Annotated in this window: 18 protein-coding genes; 15 read left to right on the forward strand and 3 right to left on the reverse strand. The window is 64.5% G+C overall.

The annotated features are described in order from the left end of the window. Positions 1–137 precede the first annotated feature (137 nt). The 9 genes from N8H22_RS12950 (at position 138) to N8H22_RS12990 (ending at position 8,523) form a co-directional block, all read left to right on the forward strand. A complete protein-coding gene (locus tag N8H22_RS12950; RefSeq protein ID WP_264590923.1) occupies positions 138–1,187 on the forward strand; it encodes a sensor histidine kinase in 1,050 nt (349 codons plus the stop codon). A gap of 5 nt (positions 1,188–1,192) precedes the next feature. Continuing rightward, the gene (locus N8H22_RS12955; protein ID WP_264590924.1) at positions 1,193–1,939 is read left to right on the forward strand and encodes a LytTR family DNA-binding domain-containing protein; all 747 of its coding nucleotides are present in this window, start codon (positions 1,193–1,195) and stop codon (positions 1,937–1,939) included. A 225-nt stretch (positions 1,940–2,164) separates the two neighbouring features. Continuing rightward, positions 2,165–3,103 carry a hydroxymethylbilane synthase gene (gene hemC, locus N8H22_RS12960; RefSeq protein ID WP_264590925.1) on the forward strand — a complete coding sequence of 313 codons (939 nt, stop codon included), beginning with the start codon at positions 2,165–2,167 and terminating at the stop codon, positions 3,101–3,103. Next, positions 3,100–3,870: a uroporphyrinogen-III synthase gene (locus N8H22_RS12965; RefSeq protein ID WP_264590926.1), complete on the forward strand. Its 771-nt coding sequence runs from the start codon at positions 3,100–3,102 to the stop codon at positions 3,868–3,870. Before hemC ends, N8H22_RS12965 begins: the two co-directional genes overlap by 4 nt. A 16-nt stretch (positions 3,871–3,886) precedes the next feature. Further along, a complete protein-coding gene (locus N8H22_RS12970; RefSeq protein WP_264590927.1) occupies positions 3,887–5,053 on the forward strand; it encodes a uroporphyrinogen-III C-methyltransferase in 1,167 nt (388 codons plus the stop codon). Next, positions 5,050–6,270 carry a heme biosynthesis HemY N-terminal domain-containing protein gene (locus N8H22_RS12975; protein ID WP_264590928.1) on the forward strand — a complete coding sequence of 407 codons (1,221 nt, stop codon included), beginning with the start codon at positions 5,050–5,052 and terminating at the stop codon, positions 6,268–6,270. Before N8H22_RS12970 ends, N8H22_RS12975 begins: the two co-directional genes overlap by 4 nt. Positions 6,271–6,395: 125 nt before the next feature. Further along, positions 6,396–6,887, forward strand: a complete 492-nt coding sequence (locus N8H22_RS12980) for a disulfide bond formation protein B (RefSeq protein WP_264590929.1) — start codon at positions 6,396–6,398, stop codon at positions 6,885–6,887. Positions 6,888–7,143: 256 nt separating this feature from the next. Further along, complete coding sequence (rsd, locus tag N8H22_RS12985; protein WP_264590930.1) at positions 7,144–7,608, forward strand: sigma D regulator; 465 nt, start codon at positions 7,144–7,146, stop codon at positions 7,606–7,608. Between the two features lie 120 nt (positions 7,609–7,728). Beyond that, the gene (locus tag N8H22_RS12990) at positions 7,729–8,523 is read left to right on the forward strand and encodes an AlgP family protein (protein ID WP_264590931.1); all 795 of its coding nucleotides are present in this window, start codon (positions 7,729–7,731) and stop codon (positions 8,521–8,523) included. On the opposite strand, the gene N8H22_RS12995 is transcribed toward N8H22_RS12990, so the two are convergent. Further along, positions 8,499–8,981, reverse strand: coding sequence for a TIGR02444 family protein (locus N8H22_RS12995; RefSeq protein ID WP_264590932.1), 483 nt, complete (start codon positions 8,979–8,981; stop codon positions 8,499–8,501). The genes N8H22_RS12990 and N8H22_RS12995 overlap by 25 nt on opposite strands. Before the next feature lie 67 nt (positions 8,982–9,048). Here N8H22_RS12995 and N8H22_RS13000 point away from each other — a divergent pair, with 67 nt between their 5' ends. The 5 genes from N8H22_RS13000 to N8H22_RS13020 are packed head-to-tail and all read left to right on the forward strand — an operon-like array spanning position 9,049 to position 13,466. Next, positions 9,049–10,959, forward strand: a complete 1,911-nt coding sequence (locus N8H22_RS13000; protein WP_264590933.1) for an ATP-binding cassette domain-containing protein — start codon at positions 9,049–9,051, stop codon at positions 10,957–10,959. Then, positions 10,956–11,540: a mechanosensitive ion channel family protein gene (locus tag N8H22_RS13005; protein WP_264590934.1), complete on the forward strand. Its 585-nt coding sequence runs from the start codon at positions 10,956–10,958 to the stop codon at positions 11,538–11,540. Before N8H22_RS13000 ends, N8H22_RS13005 begins: the two co-directional genes overlap by 4 nt. 6 nt (positions 11,541–11,546) lie before the next feature. Continuing rightward, on the forward strand, positions 11,547–12,305 hold the full coding sequence (locus N8H22_RS13010) for a TerC family protein (RefSeq protein ID WP_264590935.1): 759 nt from the start codon (positions 11,547–11,549) through the stop codon (positions 12,303–12,305). Positions 12,306–12,360: 55 nt separating this feature from the next. Further along, on the forward strand, positions 12,361–12,990 hold the full coding sequence (locus N8H22_RS13015) for a LysE family transporter (RefSeq protein ID WP_264590936.1): 630 nt from the start codon (positions 12,361–12,363) through the stop codon (positions 12,988–12,990). Then, complete coding sequence (locus tag N8H22_RS13020; protein ID WP_264590937.1) at positions 12,990–13,466, forward strand: YaiI/YqxD family protein; 477 nt, start codon at positions 12,990–12,992, stop codon at positions 13,464–13,466. Before N8H22_RS13015 ends, N8H22_RS13020 begins: the two co-directional genes overlap by 1 nt. Positions 13,467–13,502: 36 nt before the next feature. On the opposite strand, the gene N8H22_RS13025 is transcribed toward N8H22_RS13020, so the two are convergent. Together N8H22_RS13025 and elbB are read right to left on the reverse strand one after the other, a co-directional pair. Beyond that, positions 13,503–13,973 (reverse strand): thioesterase family protein, encoded by a 471-nt coding sequence (locus N8H22_RS13025; protein ID WP_264590938.1) that lies wholly within the window; start codon positions 13,971–13,973, stop codon positions 13,503–13,505. 150 nt (positions 13,974–14,123) lie between these two features. Beyond that, entirely contained in the window at positions 14,124–14,789 is a 666-nt protein-coding gene (elbB, locus tag N8H22_RS13030) for an isoprenoid biosynthesis glyoxalase ElbB (RefSeq protein ID WP_264590939.1), read from the reverse strand. 291 nt (positions 14,790–15,080) lie between these two features. On the opposite strand from elbB, the gene hemB reads away from it, so the two are divergent. Then, the gene (hemB, locus tag N8H22_RS13035) at positions 15,081–16,094 is read left to right on the forward strand and encodes a porphobilinogen synthase (protein ID WP_264590940.1); all 1,014 of its coding nucleotides are present in this window, start codon (positions 15,081–15,083) and stop codon (positions 16,092–16,094) included. Positions 16,095–16,106 lie beyond the last annotated feature (12 nt).

Genomic DNA, 16,106 nt, shown 5'->3' on the forward strand with positions numbered 1-16,106 from the left:
CACGGCGGCGTGCGGACGCGAAGGGTGAGCTGGCTGGCAAATCCGTGTTTTTCCGGTGGTCGGGGGCGGCGGCCGGCTTGCTGTTGCCGGGGTGGCCAAGGAAACTGCCCGGCAGGCGAACCACCAGGCTGAACCGCGTGAAAACCACTGCCGCATCCGATGATTTCTTTTTGCCCGAACTATGCCAGTCCGAGGCGTTGCTCGGCCTGGTACTGCTCGCCGAGCTGCTGGTGCTCGTGCTGGTGCTGGCCGAGCCGATGCAGCCGGGCTTCAATTGGATGCGCCTGGCGCTGACCTCGTTGTTCGTGCAGTGGATCGTGCTGCTCTCGGCCGGCACGCTGTGCCTGCTGCGACCGCTGCTGGCGCGTCCTCGTCCGGCGCTGGCGGGCATCGCCTGTTGCACGGTGGTGGTCGGGCTGACCCTGGCTTGCACCGCAGTGGCCGATATCTACCAGCTTGCCGGCCCCCTGCAGCGCGAAGGCGAGGTGAATCTGTACCTGCGTCATGCGCTGATCAGCCTGATCATGTCGGGGCTGCTGCTGCGGTATTTCTATTTGCAGAGTCAGTGGCGGCGCCAGGAACAGGCGGAGCTGCGTGCGCGAATCGAGTCGCTGCAGGCGCGCATCCGCCCGCACTTCCTGTTCAACAGCCTGAACAGCATCGCCAGTCTGGTCGTCAGCGACCCGGTCAAGGCCGAGCAGGCGGTGCTGGATCTGTCCGATCTGTTTCGTGCCAGTCTGGCGCGGCCCGGCACGCTGGTGCCCTGGCGCGACGAGCTGGAGCTGTCGCGGCGTTATCTGTCGATCGAGCAGTACCGCCTCGGCGAACGTCTGCAGCTGGATTGGCAGATCGACAGCGTGCCGGACGATCTGCCAATCCCGCAGCTTACGCTGCAGCCACTGCTGGAAAATGCCCTGGTCTACGGCATCCAGCCGCGGATCGAGGGCGGCCTGGTGAGTGTGAAGGCGGATTACGTCGACGGGGTGTTCCGGCTGGAAGTCAGCAATCCCTTCGATGAAACGGCGCAAACGCAGGTTTCGCGCGGGACTCGCCAGGGTTTGCACAACATCGACGCACGATTAGCGGCACTTTTCGGCCCGCAAGCGAGTCTCAGCGTGGAGCGCCGTGATGGCCGCCATTACACCTGTCTACGCTATCCATGTGTGAGACAAAAGCAGGAAGCCTGATCTATATGAATGTCCTGATTGTCGATGACGAACCTCTAGCCCGCGAGCGCCTTGGCCGACTGGTAGGTGAGCTCGACGGCTATCGTGTCCTCGAGCCGGCCGCGAGCAATGGCGAAGAAGCCCTCTCGCTGATCGAAGAGTTGCGCCCGGATGTGGTGCTGCTCGATATCCGCATGCCTGGCCTCGACGGCCTGCAGGTGGCGGCCAAGCTCTGTGAGATGGACGCACCGCCGGCGGTGATCTTCTGTACCGCACATGACGAATTTGCCCTCGAAGCGTTTCAGGTCAGTGCGGTCGGCTATCTGGTCAAGCCGGTACGTCCCGAGCACTTGGCCGAAGCCCTGAAGAAAGCCGAACGGCCCAACCGCGTGCAGCTCGCCGCGCTGACCCGCCCGGCCGCGGTGTCCGGTACCGGGCCGCGCAGTCACATCAGCGCGCGGACCCGCAAGGGCATCGAGCTGATTCCGCTGGAGGACGTGATCTATTTCATCGCCGACCACAAGTACGTGACATTGCGGCATGCCGGCGGGGAGGTGCTGCTCGACGAGCCGCTGAAATCGCTCGAAGACGAGTTCGGTGAGCGTTTCGTGCGCATCCACCGCAACGCGCTGGTGTTCCGTGATCGTATCGAGCGGCTGCAGCGCACGCCGCTCGGGCACTTCCAGCTCTATCTGAAGGGGCTCGATGGCGAAGCGCTGACGGTGAGCCGGCGCCATGTGGCAGGCGTACGCAAGCTGATGCAGAACCTCTGAGCACGCGCCCTGGCTGAGCGAGCACGCGCGGTCTTGCTCACCCGGGCGGTGGGCGAGGCAGCGTCGTGGCGGTCATCGCGCGGGACCGGCTGCCGATAAATAAAACAGTCCGACTTAGGCTCGCCGGTGCACGGTTCTTGCCATCTTCCTTGATTCCGGCCAACCCAGGCCGGCTTTAGGGCCTGTTATCATCCGCGGCAATTCACTGGTTTTCTGGATTAGCCCATGTCTCGCGAAATTCGCATCGCCACCCGCAAGAGTGCCCTGGCCCTGTGGCAGGCCGAATACGTCAAGGCGCGCCTGGAGGCGTCGCACCCAGGGCTCAAGGTGAGTCTGGTGCCGATGGTCAGCCGTGGCGACAAGCTGCTCGACGCACCGCTGGCGAAGATCGGCGGCAAGGGGTTGTTCGTCAAGGAGCTGGAAACCGCGCTGCTGGAGAACGAAGCGGACATCGCCGTGCACTCCATGAAGGACGTGCCGATGGAGTTTCCCGAAGGGCTGGGCCTGTACTGCATCTGCGAGCGCGAAGATCCGCGCGATGCCTTCGTCTCCAACCACTTCGATAGCCTCGATGCACTGCCGTCCGGCAGTGTGGTCGGCACCTCCTCGCTGCGCCGTCAGGCTCAGCTGCTGGCGCGCCGCCCGGACCTGAAGATCCAGTTCCTGCGCGGCAACGTCAACACGCGGCTGGCCAAGCTCGATGCCGGCGAGTACGACGCCATCATCCTCGCTGCCGCCGGGCTGATCCGCCTTGGCTTCGGTGAGCGCATCCGCTCCAGCATCGGCGTCGACGATAGCCTGCCGGCGGGCGGTCAGGGCGCGGTGGGCATCGAATGCCGTACCGGCGACAGCGAGTTGCACGCGCTGCTGGCTTGCCTGAATCATGCACCGACTGCGCTGCGCGTCACGGCCGAGCGCGCGCTGAACAAGCGCCTGAATGGCGGTTGCCAAGTGCCCATCGCCTGCTACGCGGTGCTCGAGGGCGAGCAGCTGTGGCTGCGTGGTCTGGTCGGTCAGCCCGATGGTGGTCTGCTGCTGCGCGCTGAAGGGCGAGCATCCGCCGAGCAGGCCGAAGCGCTGGGAGTCCAGGTTGCCGAAGCGCTGCTGGCCCAAGGCGCTGAGCAGATTCTCAAGGCGGTGTACGGCGAGGCAGGCCACGCGTGAGTGGTTGGCGCCTGCTGCTAACCCGGCCTGCCGAAGAATGCGCCGCGCTGGCCGCGACGCTGGCCGATGCCGGGATTCACAGCACAAGCCTGCCGTTGCTGGCGATCGAACCCTTGCCGGAAACCGCCGAACAGCGCGCGATGATTCTCGAGCTGGACCGCTACTGCGCGGTGGTGGTGGTCAGCAAGCCGGCAGCGCGTCTGGCGCTGGAGTTGCTGGACCGCTACTGGCCGCAGCCGCCGTTCGGCCAGTGCTGGTTCAGCGTTGGCGCCGCCACCGGTGCGATTCTCGATGACTACGGTCTGGACGTCAGCTGGCCGTCCTCCGGCGATGACAGCGAAGCGCTGCTGGCATTGCCGCGCCTGAGCGAGGCGCTCGCGCGACCTGATCCGAAGGCGCTGATCGTGCGCGGCGAAGGCGGTCGCGAGCTGATTGCCGAGACGCTGCGGGCGCAGGGCGTGCAGGTCGACACGCTGGAGTTGTATCGACGTGTTCTGCCGCAGTACCCGCCGCGCGCCCTGATCGATATCGTGCAGGCGGAACGGCTCAACGGCCTGGTGGTCAGCAGTGGGCAGGGGCTGCAGTCGCTGCATGAGTTGGCCGGCGATGCCTGGCCCGAGCTGGTTGAACTACGCTTGTTCGTACCCAGCCCGCGTGTGGCCGAGATGGCTCGCCAGCTGGGCGCCAGACAAATTGTGGATTGCCGTGGTGCCGGAACCGCGGCCTTGCTGGCGGCCGTGCGGAATACCCCGCAGCCTGCCTCCTGATGCAAAGGATGGAAACGTGAGCGAAGCAGACAAGAACGAACCGCTGCAATCCCCGACCAGCACGACGGAAGCTGTCGTTGACGGTGCCAAGAAGGGCCCTTCATCCAAGCCCGCCGCTAAAGGTTCCGGCAAAGCGCTGCCGCTGTTGGCCCTGCTGTTCGGTGTGGGCGGCATCGGCGTGGCCGGCTACAGCCTCTGGCAGGTACAGCAGGTCGCCGCACGCGATGCGCAACGGCTTGAGGTGTTGCAGGCGGCCAGCGCGCAGACGCAGGCTTTAGCAGAGGCAGACCGCCAGTTGGCTGGCCGTCTGGGTCGCCTGGAACAGCTGCCAACGGCCGCCGAGCTGGATGAGCAGCGTCGCCTGCTCGCGGCATTGCAAAGCGACCAGCAGCGTATCTCCGGCCGTGTTGAGCAGGTGCTTGGCGCCAGTCGCGAGGAATGGCGGCTGGCGGAAGCCGAGCATCTGCTGCGTATGGCGATGCTGCGCCTGTCGGCGATGCAGGACGTGAAGAGTGCCGAGATGCTGGTTCACGAGGCCGACCTGATCCTGCAGAAACAGGACGATCCGGCAGCCTACGCGACCCGACAGAAACTGCTCGAAGGGCTGGAGGGCCTACGCAGTCTGCCGGACCTCGATCGTACCGGGCTGTTCCTGCAGCTTGGCGCCCTGCGCGGGCAGACCGGCAAGCTCAATGCGCTGGCGCCGGAGTTCGTCACCGGCCAGGCGGCGGACACGGGCGCCGGCCAGAGTCGCTGGCAGCGTTGGGTCGACGAGCTGACTCGCTATGTGCGCGTCGATTTCGACGCAGGTACCAACGTCAAGCCGTTGCTCGCCGGACAGAGCCTGGCGCAGGTGCGACTGGCGCTGTCGCTGGCTATCGAGCAGGCGCAGTGGGCGGTGCTCAACGGCAATACCGAGGTTTATCAGCAGTCGCTCGAGCAGGCACGAACGATGCTGCAGGATCATTTCAGCGAGGATAATGGCGAGGCCCGTGGACTGCGACAGCGCATCGAGGCTCTGGCCGGTCGGCAGGTGGCAGTGGAGCTGCCTGACCTGGCTCCGGCGCTCAAGGCGCTGCAGGTTTACGTGCAAAAGCGTGAAACCCCGGACAGCAGCGAGCCATCCGGCGCTATCCCGGCACAGCCCGTTCCCGGGACGCAAGAGGAGGCGCCGCGCTCATGAAACGCCTGGCCCTCGTCCTCATCCTGGTACTCGCCATTGCGGGCTTTCTCGGCTGGGCCATCAGCCAGAGTGCCGGTTACGTGCTGATCACCTACGACCGTTTCCGCTACGAATCGAGCTTTTGGGTATTCCTTGGACTGATCGCCGCGTTCTGGCTGCTGGCGGTGCTGCTGCACTGGCTTCTGGGTCTGTTGCAGTTGTCCGGTGCGCTGGTCAATCCCTGGTCGCGGCGCCATCGCGCTCGGCGGGTCGAGAATGCTTCGCGTCGCGGGATGCGCGAGCTGGCCGAAGGGCAGTGGCAGCACGCTTTGGGACATCTGCGTACGGCGGCCGAACATGATCGTCAGCCGCTGGTGCATTACCTCGGTGCCGCCCGCGCTGCCAACGAGCTGGGCGAGCATGAGCAGAGCGATGAACTATTGCGCAGGGCTCAGGAGCGTGAGCCGCAGGCCGCGCTGGCGATCGGTCTGGCGCAGGCGCAGCTGCAGATCGCCCGCGGCCAGTACGCCGAAGCGCGGGCTACGCTGAACGGACTGCACAACGAACATCCGCACCACCCCTATCTGCTGGCGCTGCTACAACAGCTGTCCGTGCAGCTGGAAGACTGGACCGCGCTGTGCCGGCTGCTGCCGGATCTGCGCAAGCGGCGGGTGCTGCCTGCGCCGCGGTTGGACGAACTGGAGCGTCTCGCATGGACGGCTGCCATCGAACAGGCCGGGCAGGTAGCGACAGGCACTGCCGAAGAGGCGCTGCAGCTTCTCAATCAGCGCTGGCAGACGGTCCCCAGTGGTCTGCGTAGCGAGCCGCTAGTGGTGCGCGCCTATGCTGACGGGCTGAGTCGGCTGGGTGCCGAGGCGAAAGCCGAGGAGGTTCTGCATGCTGCGCTAAAGCGCGATTTCGACGATCGCCTGGTCGAGCGTTACGGTCGTGTGTACGGTCGCGAACCTGCACGGCAGCTCGCGCATGCCGAGGGCTGGCTCAAGGCGCATCCGCAGAGCGCCGCGCTGTTATTGGCGCTCGGCCGGCTGAGTCTGCGCAACGAGCTGTGGGGCAAGGCCCGCGACTACTTCGAGGCGAGCCTGCGGGTCGAGCATCGCCCGGAAACCTGCGCCGAGCTGGCGCGCCTGCTGGCGCAATTGGGTGATGCCGAGCGCAGCAACCAGTTGTTCCATGAAGGCCTCGGGTTGCTCGATCGCAACCTGCCGGCAACACTCTGAACTTCGATGGCGCCCGCCAGGTGGCGGGCGTTGTCGCCCCTCGACACCGCCTGGCTGCACTGCAGCTTGTAAGCCGATCCTGCTTTCCTCTACCGTAGCGAGCTTTTCCTGCCTGCGGAGCTTCCATGAACCTGGCCAGCCCACGTTCTCTTTTCCTTCTCGCCTTTATCGGCTGCGTCGCGATGATGGGCGCGGCGCTGTATCTGGAACACGTGGTCGGCCTGGCACCGTGCCCGCTATGCATCGTGCAGCGGATCTGTGTCATCGGCTTCGGACTGGTCTGTTTGATCGCAGCCCTGCACGGTCCGGCGAGCGTTGGTCGGCGTGTCTATGCCGCGCTGGCGTTATTCTTCGCTGTCGCCGGTGGGGCTACCGCGAGCCGTCAGATCTGGCTGCAGAGCGTTCCAGCCGATGAGTTGCCGAGCTGTCTTCCGAGCCTGGAATACATGATGGAAGCGCTTCCATTTCAGGAAATTGCGCGTCTGGTGCTGCATGGCACCGCCGAATGTGCAGAGGTCAGCTGGACCTTGCTGGGTATGAGCATTCCGGAATGGAGCCTGTTGGCCTTCATCGTTATGGCTTTGTTCTGCGGTTGGCAGTTGTTGCGTCGCGACTGACCGACGCATCACCAGCGAACTCCTTGCCTTTGTTTATGTCTTTGATGAAGCGGAACGCGTGGAGGCCGAGCCTCAGCCTGCAGGCGGAAAAAATCGCTGGCATTGCTTGAAGCTTCGGACGCTGCGGCATAGTCTGCTCGAGCGGTGACGGAAATTTGCCATTCGACGCCGCCACTCACCCAAAGGCCGATACCGAAAGACAAAAAACCGTCTCGGAAGGCGAATAAGTATTTTCGATTAGGGAAGTGAGGTCATCATGCTTGAGAGCTGTCGGAACGCCCAGGAACGCTGGGGTGGTGTGCACCTGCTGATCGACCGCTGGCTGCAGGAGCGTCATGCGCTTATCCACGCCTACGCGGCGCTGCACGTGGAAAACGACGCCGCTACCCGCCAGGCATTGCAGAAATTCTGCGAATTGCTGGTCGACTACGTGTCCGCCGGTCATTTCGAGATCTACGAACAACTGATGGCCGAGGCCGAGGCTTTCGGCGATGTCCGTGGTATCGAGCTTGCCAAGCAGATCTACCCGCGCATCGAAACCATCACCCAGGCTGCGCTGACCTTCAATGATCGCTGCGAGAAAGGCGATTGCCTTGGAAGTCCCGGCCTTGGCGATGAACTCAAGCAGCTCGGCCAACTGCTGCATGAGCGCTTCGAGCTGGAAGATTGCCTGATCGAAGTGCTGCACACCGCGCACAAGCAGACCGCTGTCACGGCCTGATCATCGCTTTCCCCCGTCTGAGGGTTCTTCCTCGCGCCAGTACGTCGCGCGGTTGAGCTCTGGCGGGCACCCTGGCAGCGGTCTAGTATGACCGCATCGAACCCGCCAGGAGGCATCTACATGCCCGCGAAGAAGAAGTCGGTCACCACCCCGCTGCACCTGCTCCAGCAATTGTCGGACACCCTCATCGAGCACTTGGACAAGGCCTGCCAGCTGGCGTTAAAGGATGCCGAAGGCATGCTCGCCAAGTTGGAGAAGCAGCGCGGCAAGGCGCAGGACAGACTGTCGAAGGCCCGCGCCAAGCTGGACGAAGCCGGGAGCGCCGGCCGCACCAAGGCCCAGGGCAAGGCACGGGCACGTATCGGTGAGCTGGAAGAGCTGATCGCACTGCTGCAGGCGCGCCAGAGCGACGTGCTCGGTTACATCGCCGAACTCAAGCGCGACATCGCGCAGAGTCTGCATCTGGCACAGGGTGTCCGCCAGGTCGGCGAATCTGCCGGGAAAGCGCTGCAGGCGCGCAACCAGCCTCCTGCTGCCGCGCCCAAGACCGCAACCGCAGCGCGTAAGCTGGCGCCGAAGACCAAGCCCGCAGCGAGCACCGCGGCGAAGGCCGTCGGCAAACCGGCAGCATCGCGGACGAGCCCAGCCAAGCCCGCTGCTGCGGTGAAGGCGCCGGCCAGCAAACCGGGTTCCACCCCAAAATCGCCAGCGGCCACCAGGCCTGCTACCAAGAAGCCGGCTGCAGCGAGCAAACCAGCCGCCGAGAAGGCGCCCGCCAGTAAGCCGGCTGCCAGCAAGCCGGCAGTCAGGAAGCCAGCTGCGGCAAGCAAGCCGCCTGCTGCCAAGAAGCCCGTGGCGCGCAAGTCTACCGAAACCGGCGCTGCACCCACTCAGGCGCCGCTCAACTCCCGCTGAGTCTGCACTGCCGCATCGCGCAGCACCGCAAGGGCTGCGCGATATTCACTGCCGGTCGCAGCCGCCAGCAGCCCCAGCCAGCCCGAACTGGTCGCTCCCGAACGCCAACCCCGGGTGACCCGTTCGAGCCGCCCCAACACTATCCGTTCCGCCTGCAATTCCAGTGCTTTGAGTTGTTCGCGCAGCTGGCTGAGCTCGGCATCCTGCTTCGCCCGCGCCCGCCAATCCTGGCGCAGACGACGTAGCGGTAGCAGCGTTTGCTGTTGCCAAGGCATGGCGATCTCGCTCAGCTGCTGCAGGCGCTCCGGCGTGGCGTCGATGTGACGGGCCTCCAGCCAGGCGGCGCAAAGCAGCAGGCAGACGTCAGCTCCATGCTCCTGCAGCTCCAGGCAAGCGCTTTCGACGCCGGGGCGGGCGTAGCAGGCAAGGGCGAAGGTCCAGAGATCGGCTGTGGGCATGGGCTCGGCTTTTTTTCGTCGACGTCCGGCTGGCGTTCCAGGCGAACTGATAAACTTCGCCGCCATTATGATCCGACTACAGAACCTCACTCTACAGCGTGGCCCGCAGCGTCTGCTGGACGGCGCCGAACTGACTCTACACCCTGGCCAGAAGGCGGGCCTAGTTGGCGCCAACGGTGCCGGCAAGTCCACCCTGTTTGCCTTACTGCGCGGGGAGCTGGTGCCCGACGGCGGCGACTGCCAGTTACCGCCGGACTGGCGCATCGCTCATATGCGACAGGAGGTGGATACCCTCGATCGCCTGGCGGTGGATTACGTACTCGATGGCGACGTCGAACTGCGCCGCGTCCAGGCTGAGCTGTGCGCTGCCGAACAGGCACACGACGGCCTCGCCCTGGCGCGCCTGCACAGCGAGCTGGACAGTGCCGATGGCTACACCGCCGATGCGCGGGCGCGCAAGCTGCTGGCCGGGCTCGGTTTCTCCAACGAACAGATGGCCTCGCCGGTCGGCAGTTTTTCCGGTGGCTGGCGCATGCGGCTGAACCTGGCACAGGCGCTGATGTGTCCGTCGGATCTGCTGCTGCTCGACGAGCCCACCAACCACCTGGACCTTGATGCGATTCTCTGGCTGGAAGACTGGCTGAAGAGCTATCCCGGCACGCTCCTGCTGATCTCGCACGACCGTGACTTCCTCGACGCCGTGGTCGATCACGTGATCCATCTCGAGCAGCAGAAACTGACGCTCTATCGCGGCGGCTATTCGGCGTTCGAACGTACCCGCGCCGAGCGCCTGGCCCAGCAGCAACAGGCGTTCGAGAAACAGCAGGCGCAGCGCGCGCATATGGAAAAGTACATCGCCCGTTTCAAGGCGCAGGCCACCAAGGCGCGCCAGGCGCAGAGCCGCATCAAGGCGTTGGAACGCATGGAGGAGCTCGCGCCGGCGCACGTCGATTCGCCGTTCGAGTTCGTCTTCCGCGAGGCCGACCGGATTTCCAGCCCGCTGCTGGATCTGAGCGAGGGGCGACTCGGCTACGGCGACAAGGTGGTGCTCGACAAGGTCAAGCTGCAGCTGGTACCGGGCGCCCGCATTGGCCTGCTCGGCCCCAACGGTGCCGGCAAGTCGACGCTGATCAAGACCTTGGCCAATGAGTTGCAACCACTCGGCGGGCGACTGCAGCGCGGCGAGAACCTCGCCATCGGCTATTTCGCACAGCATCAGCTCGATGCGCTCGATCCCCAGGCCAGCCCGCTGCTACACCTGCAGCGTCTTGCCGCGAGCGAGCGTGAGCAGACCCTGCGCGACTTTCTCGGTGGTTTCGACTTCCGCGGTGATCGCTGCGACGAGCCGGTGCTGAACTTCTCCGGCGGTGAGAAAGCGCGCCTGGCCCTGGCGCTGATTGCCTGGGACAAGCCCAACCTGCTCCTGCTCGACGAGCCGACCAACCATCTGGACCTGGAGATGCGCCTGGCGCTGACCCTGGCCCTGCAGGAGTTCGAAGGCGCGGTGCTGGTGGTGTCCCACGATCGCCACCTGCTCAAGAGCACTACCGATGAGTTTCTGTTGGTGGCCGACGGCCGCGTGCAAACCTTCGATGGCGATCTGGAAGATTACGCGCGCTGGTTGGTGGACTACCGGGCCCGCCAGCAGCCAATGTCGACTTGCGAAACCGCGGTCGACAAGACCGACAAGCGTGCTCAGCGCCAGGCTGCTGCCGCTCTGCGCCAGCAGCTCGCGCCGCACAAACGGCAGGCGGACAAGCTGGAGAAGGACCTGGTCGGCGTGCACGACAAGCTTGCCGAGTTGGAAACCCGACTCGGCGATGCTGCGCTCTACGAAGTCGCGCGCAAGGATGAGCTGCGCGAGCTGCTCGCGCGGCAGGCCGAGCTCAAGGTGCGCGAAGGCGAACTGGAGGAGGCCTGGCTGGAAGCATTGGAAACCCTCGAAAGCCTGCAGGCACTGCTGGAGGCCAGCGCATGACCGAGCGGCTGCTGATGCTCTCCGGACAATGGCGCGAGCCACTGCTGCTGGGTCTGCAGGTACTGCTGATCCTGCTGGTCGCCTACGTGTTGCAACGTCTGCTCGCGCGCGGGCTGACGCGCCTGGGCAGCCGCTATCCACTACCGCCGGAGTTGCTGCTGCCGGTGCGCGGAGGCATCCGCTGGTTCATCATGGGTGGCGCCTTGATCATGGTGCTCGAGCGCCTCGGCGTGTCCGCCACCGTGCTGTGGACTGCGCTCTCCGGCTTCGTCGCGGTGGCGGCGGTTGCCTTCTTTGCGATCTGGAGCGTGCTGTCCAACCTGCTCTGTGCGGTGCTGATTTTCACCGTCGGGCCGTTTCGGCTCGGCGATGTGGTGGAGATCGTCGAAGCGTTCGACAAGCCCATCGTCAAAGGCCGCGTCATCGACATCAATCTGCTCTACACCACTCTCGAGGAAAGCGCCGAGAGCGAAACCGGAGCGATCGTCCAGGTGCCCAACAGCCTGTTTTTCCAGAAGGCAACGCGCCGCTGGCGCGGTAGCGAAATGCAGTTCACCCAACACACCCCCAACGAGAAGTAACTCCCTATGGAATGGCTTAGCAACCCGGAAATCTGGGTCGCATTTCTGACCCTGACCGCCCTGGAAATCGTCCTTGGCATCGACAACATCATCTTCATCTCGATCCTCGTCGGCCGTCTACCCAAGGAACAGCAGCCGAAGGCGCGTTTCTTCGGTCTGGCACTGGCGATGGGTACGCGAATCCTGCTGTTGTTGTCGATCGCCTGGGTTATGCGTCTGACCAACGACCTGTTCACGGTGCTCGGGCAGGGCATCTCCGGTCGCGACCTGATTCTGTTCTTCGGCGGCCTGTTTCTGCTGTTCAAGAGCACCATGGAAATCTGGCATAGCGTGGAAGGCGAGGAGACGGAGCAGACCGCAGGAAGTGCGGCCAAGGCCGGCTTCATGGGGGTGATCCTGCAGATCGCAGTGATCGACATCATCTTCTCGCTGGACTCGGTGATCACCGCCGTGGGGCTGGTGCAGAACGTTCCGGTGATGGTCGCTGCGATCGTCATCGCGGTGCTGGTGATGATGATGGCTGCCGGTACCATCAGCGACTTCATCGAGAAGCACCCGACGCTGAAGATTCTCGCGCTGTCGTTCCTCATTGTGGTTGGCACCCTGCTGATCGCCGAAGCGTTCGGCGTGCACGTACCCAAGGGCTACGTCTACTTCGCGATGGCATTCTCGCTGGGCGTGGAGGCGCTGAACATTCGCATGCGCAAGGCCATGGGGCACAAGCTCAAGGAGCCGGTGAAGCTCGGCAAGGACATGCCAGACTAAATTGAACTGCCGACCCGCCTGTGCGGTCGGCGTCGTTTACCGCAGGAGAGCTCTCATGGCACTGGAAACCTGGCTTGCCTTCTTCGTTGCCTGTTGGGTCATCAGTCTGTCGCCGGGTGCAGGGGCCATCGCCTCGATGTCCTGCGGTCTGCAGTACGGCTTCTGGCGCGGTTACTGGAATGCCATCGGTCTGCAGGTGGCGCTGGTGCTGCAGATCGCCATCGTCGCAGCCGGCGTGGGTGCGGTGCTCGCAACCTCCGAGCTGGCGTTCAGCCTGATCAAGTGGTTCGGCGTCGGCTATCTGCTCTGGCTGGCGCTCAAGCAGTGGCAGGCACAGCCCGAGGCTCTCGACGATTCGGCCGCGCCGCGGGCGATCGGCCGACCGTTGAGTCTGGTGCTGCGCGGCTTCCTGGTGAATGCCAGCAACCCCAAGGCCATCGTCTTCATCCTTGCGGTGTTGCCGCAGTTCCTCGATCCGCAGCGGCCACTGCTGCTGCAGTACAGCGAGATGGCCGCGACCATGGTGGCGGTCGATCTGATCGTCATGGCGGGCTACACCGGCCTGGCGGCCAAGGTGCTGCGGCTGCTGCGCACGCCGCGTCAGCAGCGTCTGGTCAATCGCAGCTTCGCGGTCATGTTCGCGGGCGCTGCGGCGCTGTTGGCCACCGTGCGACGGGCCGCGTGATGCCGGAGGCGACAGTGCTACGGGTGTGGATCGACGCCGATGCCTGCCCTCGCGCGGCCAAGGATCAGGTGATCAAGTTTGCCTTGAAACGCAAGTTCGAGGTGCTGCTGGTGGCTGGGCAGAGCCAGGTCAAACCGGCCTTCGCTTGCGTACGGCTGATCGTCGTGCCGAGTGGTCCGGATGCCGCCGATGATTATCTGGTTGAGTACGCCGTGCCCGGCGATCTGGTGATCTGCAGCGATGTGCCGCTGGCCGATCGATTGGTGAAGAAGGGCGTGATCGCGTTGGACCCGCGCGGGCGTGAGTTCGACGTGCGCAACATGGGTGAACGTCTGGCGGTACGCAACCTGTTCACCGATCTGCGTGAGCAGGGCCAGGTCGGCGGCGGCCAGGCGGCTTACGGCGAGCGGGATCGCCAGGCATTCGCCAACGCACTGGATCGCCTGCTGACGCAGTTGGTACGGGCCCGCGGCTGATGCTTGCGCGCAGCGGTGAACGGTTCAGCTGATGATCTAGCCGCACAGGTAGGTTCCGGTGCCGACGGCTACCAGGGTGCCGGTTTCGTTGTGCAATTCCGAGCGAACCACTGCCACCTTGTTGCCCGAGCGTAGCAGCACGGCGGTCGCGCTGAAGCGCTGGCCGCGCCCGGGGCGCAGATAGTCGATGCGCAGATCGATAGTGCCGAGGCGGGCCAGGCGCGTACTGCGCTCGGCGGTGCTGAGGTGCTGGTGTCGGTCGAACGCGCCGACCATTGCCATGGCACCGCCGGCCACATCCAGCAACGAGGCAATCACGCCGCCGTGGAGCATGCCGTGGACAAAGTTGCCGATCAGCTCCTGTTTCATCGACAGATGCATCACCACCCGTTCGGCGGAGATTTCGTCGAGCTCTATGCCGAGCATCTGATTGAACGGAATGCGTTCAAATATCTGGCGGACGGCCTGGAGCTGTTCATCGGCCGGCACGGCTGGCTGCTGGGTCATGGCGATTGTCCCGGATGGCGAGAAGCTCACGCTGCCCGAGTCGCCGGGCGCTGACCAGAGGGGCGGCGCGAGCGGCGGTACGATTGGCCGGATAGCCGTGCGCAAGAAAAAATCCCGGGCAGGAGCCCGGGACTCCAGAAGCGCAGCTGATCAGTCTTCGACCGTCAGTTCCAGCACGCGGTCGACCAGTTTGTAGATGCCGGATGCGGCCTCGCTGATCGATTGCGCGAGCATGTAGGCCGGTGTGGTGACCAGCTTGTGCTTGCGGTCCTCGACGATCTCACTGACCTCGCAGGGCTGGTGCTCGGCGCCCATTTCCTGAACTGCCCGCGCCGCGTCGCTTTCGTCGCTGCCGAGGGTGCAGACCACTCCGGCACCGAAGATCTGCCGGGCCATGGTCGGTGCGATGCACATCAAGCCGATCGGTTTGCCCGCCTGGGCGAAGGCCTGAGCCAGAGAGAGTACCTCTGGCAGTACCTTGCTGGCGGCACCCTCCATGGCGAAGGTGGAGAGGTTCTTCGCCGCGCCGAAGCCGCCAGGCATGATCAGCGCATCGAAATCCTCGACGCGGGCCTCGCGCAGGTCCTTGATTTCGCCTCGGGCAAGACGTGCCGACTCGGTGAGCACGTTGCGCGACTCGGGCATCTCCTCGCCAGTGAGGTGGTTGATCACATGCATTTGCGCCACATTCGGCGCGAAGCACTGCACCTGGGCGCCGCGCTGATCCAGGCGCAACAGGGTGATCACGCTTTCATAGATTTCCGAGCCGTCGTAGACGCCACAGCCGGAAAGGATCACGGCGACTTTCTTGTTCATAGCGATACTCCTGGTCTAGACCGGACCGATGAGGCCCTGCGATGCGTCGATGCTAAAGCGTAGGCGGGGGCAGAGGTAGTCCCTGCATGCAGGTTGGATTCGCCAGCCTCGTTGGTGTTCAGTCCACGGCTCTGCGTTGGGTATGCGCGCGCTTAAAGCACTGGCAGTGACCGGCGAGGGTGGCGACAATGAGTCGATCTTTTCGCGGCGTGGTGCGGTCCGTCATAAAGCTGTCATCGCGCTGGCCTATAACCGTCATATTCGCCCGTACTGCGGGCCAGGAGTCCGTCTGTGAGTTTCGTTCCGGCCAATCGCTTGTTCCCTGCCACCCGCCTGCGGCGCAATCGTCGTGATGAATTCTCCCGTCGCCTGGTGCGCGAGAACGTGCTGACGGTCAACGATCTGATCCTGCCGGTATTCGTCCTCGATGGCGAAAACCGCCGCGAGGCGGTGCCGTCGATGCCGGGCGTGGAGCGATTGTCCATCGATCTGCTGCTCAAAGAAGCCGAGGAGCTGGTGGCGCTGGGTATTCCGGCCCTGGCGTTGTTCCCGGTGACGCCGATGGAGAAGAAATCCCTCGACGCCGCCGAGGCCTGGAACCCGGACGGTCTCGCGCAGCGCGCAACGCGGGCGCTGCGCGAGCGCTTCCCCGAGCTGGGCATCATCACCGACGTGGCGCTCGATCCGTTCACCACCCACGGCCAGGATGGCATCCTCGACGAGAACGGTTATGTGCAAAATGACGTGACCGTCGATGCGCTGGTACGCCAGGCGCTGTCACATGCCGAAGCCGGCGCTCAGGTCGTTGCCCCCTCGGACATGATGGACGGGCGCATCCAGGCGATCCGTGAGGCGCTGGAAGTCGCCGAGCATCACAACGTGCGCATCATGGCTTATTCGGCGAAGTACGCCAGCGCCTACTACGGTCCGTTCCGTGATGCGGTGGGCTCGGCGGCCAACCTCGGCAAGGGCAGCAAGAACACCTATCAGATGGATCCGGCCAATGGCGACGAGGCGCTGCACGAAGTGGCGGCGGATTTGGCCGAAGGCGCCGACATGGTGATGGTCAAGCCCGGCCAGCCGTACCTGGATATCGTCTGGCGGGTCAAGGAAGCGTTCAAGGCGCCGACCTTCGTCTATCAGGTCAGCGGCGAGTACGCCATGCACATGGCAGCGATTCAGAACGGCTGGTTGAGCGAGGCGGTGATTCTTGAGTCTTTGGTCGGCTTCAAGCGTGCCGGGGCCGATGGCATCCTGACCTACTTCGCCAAACGCGCGGCACAACAATTAATCCGGGGCCAGTGAGCCCGCGAGGCA

Origin of the sequence: Stutzerimonas sp. S1, assembly GCF_025966695.1 — a bacterium.
Classification (GTDB): Bacteria; Pseudomonadota; Gammaproteobacteria; order Pseudomonadales; family Pseudomonadaceae; genus Stutzerimonas.

Coding starts and splice junctions, on each gene's coding strand:
- N8H22_RS13010 (WP_264590935.1), top strand. CDS start 11,547: ATGGAATGGCTTAGCAACCCGGAAATCTGGGTCGCATTTCTGACCCTG.
- N8H22_RS13025 (WP_264590938.1), bottom strand. CDS start 13,973: ATGACCCAGCAGCCAGCCGTGCCGGCCGATGAACAGCTCCAGGCCGTC.
- N8H22_RS13020 (WP_264590937.1), top strand. CDS start 12,990: ATGCCGGAGGCGACAGTGCTACGGGTGTGGATCGACGCCGATGCCTGC.
- rsd (WP_264590930.1), top strand. CDS start 7,144: ATGCTTGAGAGCTGTCGGAACGCCCAGGAACGCTGGGGTGGTGTGCAC.
- elbB (WP_264590939.1), bottom strand. CDS start 14,789: ATGAACAAGAAAGTCGCCGTGATCCTTTCCGGCTGTGGCGTCTACGAC.
- N8H22_RS13015 (WP_264590936.1), top strand. CDS start 12,361: ATGGCACTGGAAACCTGGCTTGCCTTCTTCGTTGCCTGTTGGGTCATC.
- N8H22_RS12990 (WP_264590931.1), top strand. CDS start 7,729: ATGCCCGCGAAGAAGAAGTCGGTCACCACCCCGCTGCACCTGCTCCAG.
- N8H22_RS12995 (WP_264590932.1), bottom strand. CDS start 8,981: ATGCCCACAGCCGATCTCTGGACCTTCGCCCTTGCCTGCTACGCCCGC.
- N8H22_RS12975 (WP_264590928.1), top strand. CDS start 5,050: ATGAAACGCCTGGCCCTCGTCCTCATCCTGGTACTCGCCATTGCGGGC.
- N8H22_RS13000 (WP_264590933.1), top strand. CDS start 9,049: ATGATCCGACTACAGAACCTCACTCTACAGCGTGGCCCGCAGCGTCTG.
- N8H22_RS12955 (WP_264590924.1), top strand. CDS start 1,193: ATGAATGTCCTGATTGTCGATGACGAACCTCTAGCCCGCGAGCGCCTT.
- hemC (WP_264590925.1), top strand. CDS start 2,165: ATGTCTCGCGAAATTCGCATCGCCACCCGCAAGAGTGCCCTGGCCCTG.
- N8H22_RS13005 (WP_264590934.1), top strand. CDS start 10,956: ATGACCGAGCGGCTGCTGATGCTCTCCGGACAATGGCGCGAGCCACTG.
- N8H22_RS12980 (WP_264590929.1), top strand. CDS start 6,396: ATGAACCTGGCCAGCCCACGTTCTCTTTTCCTTCTCGCCTTTATCGGC.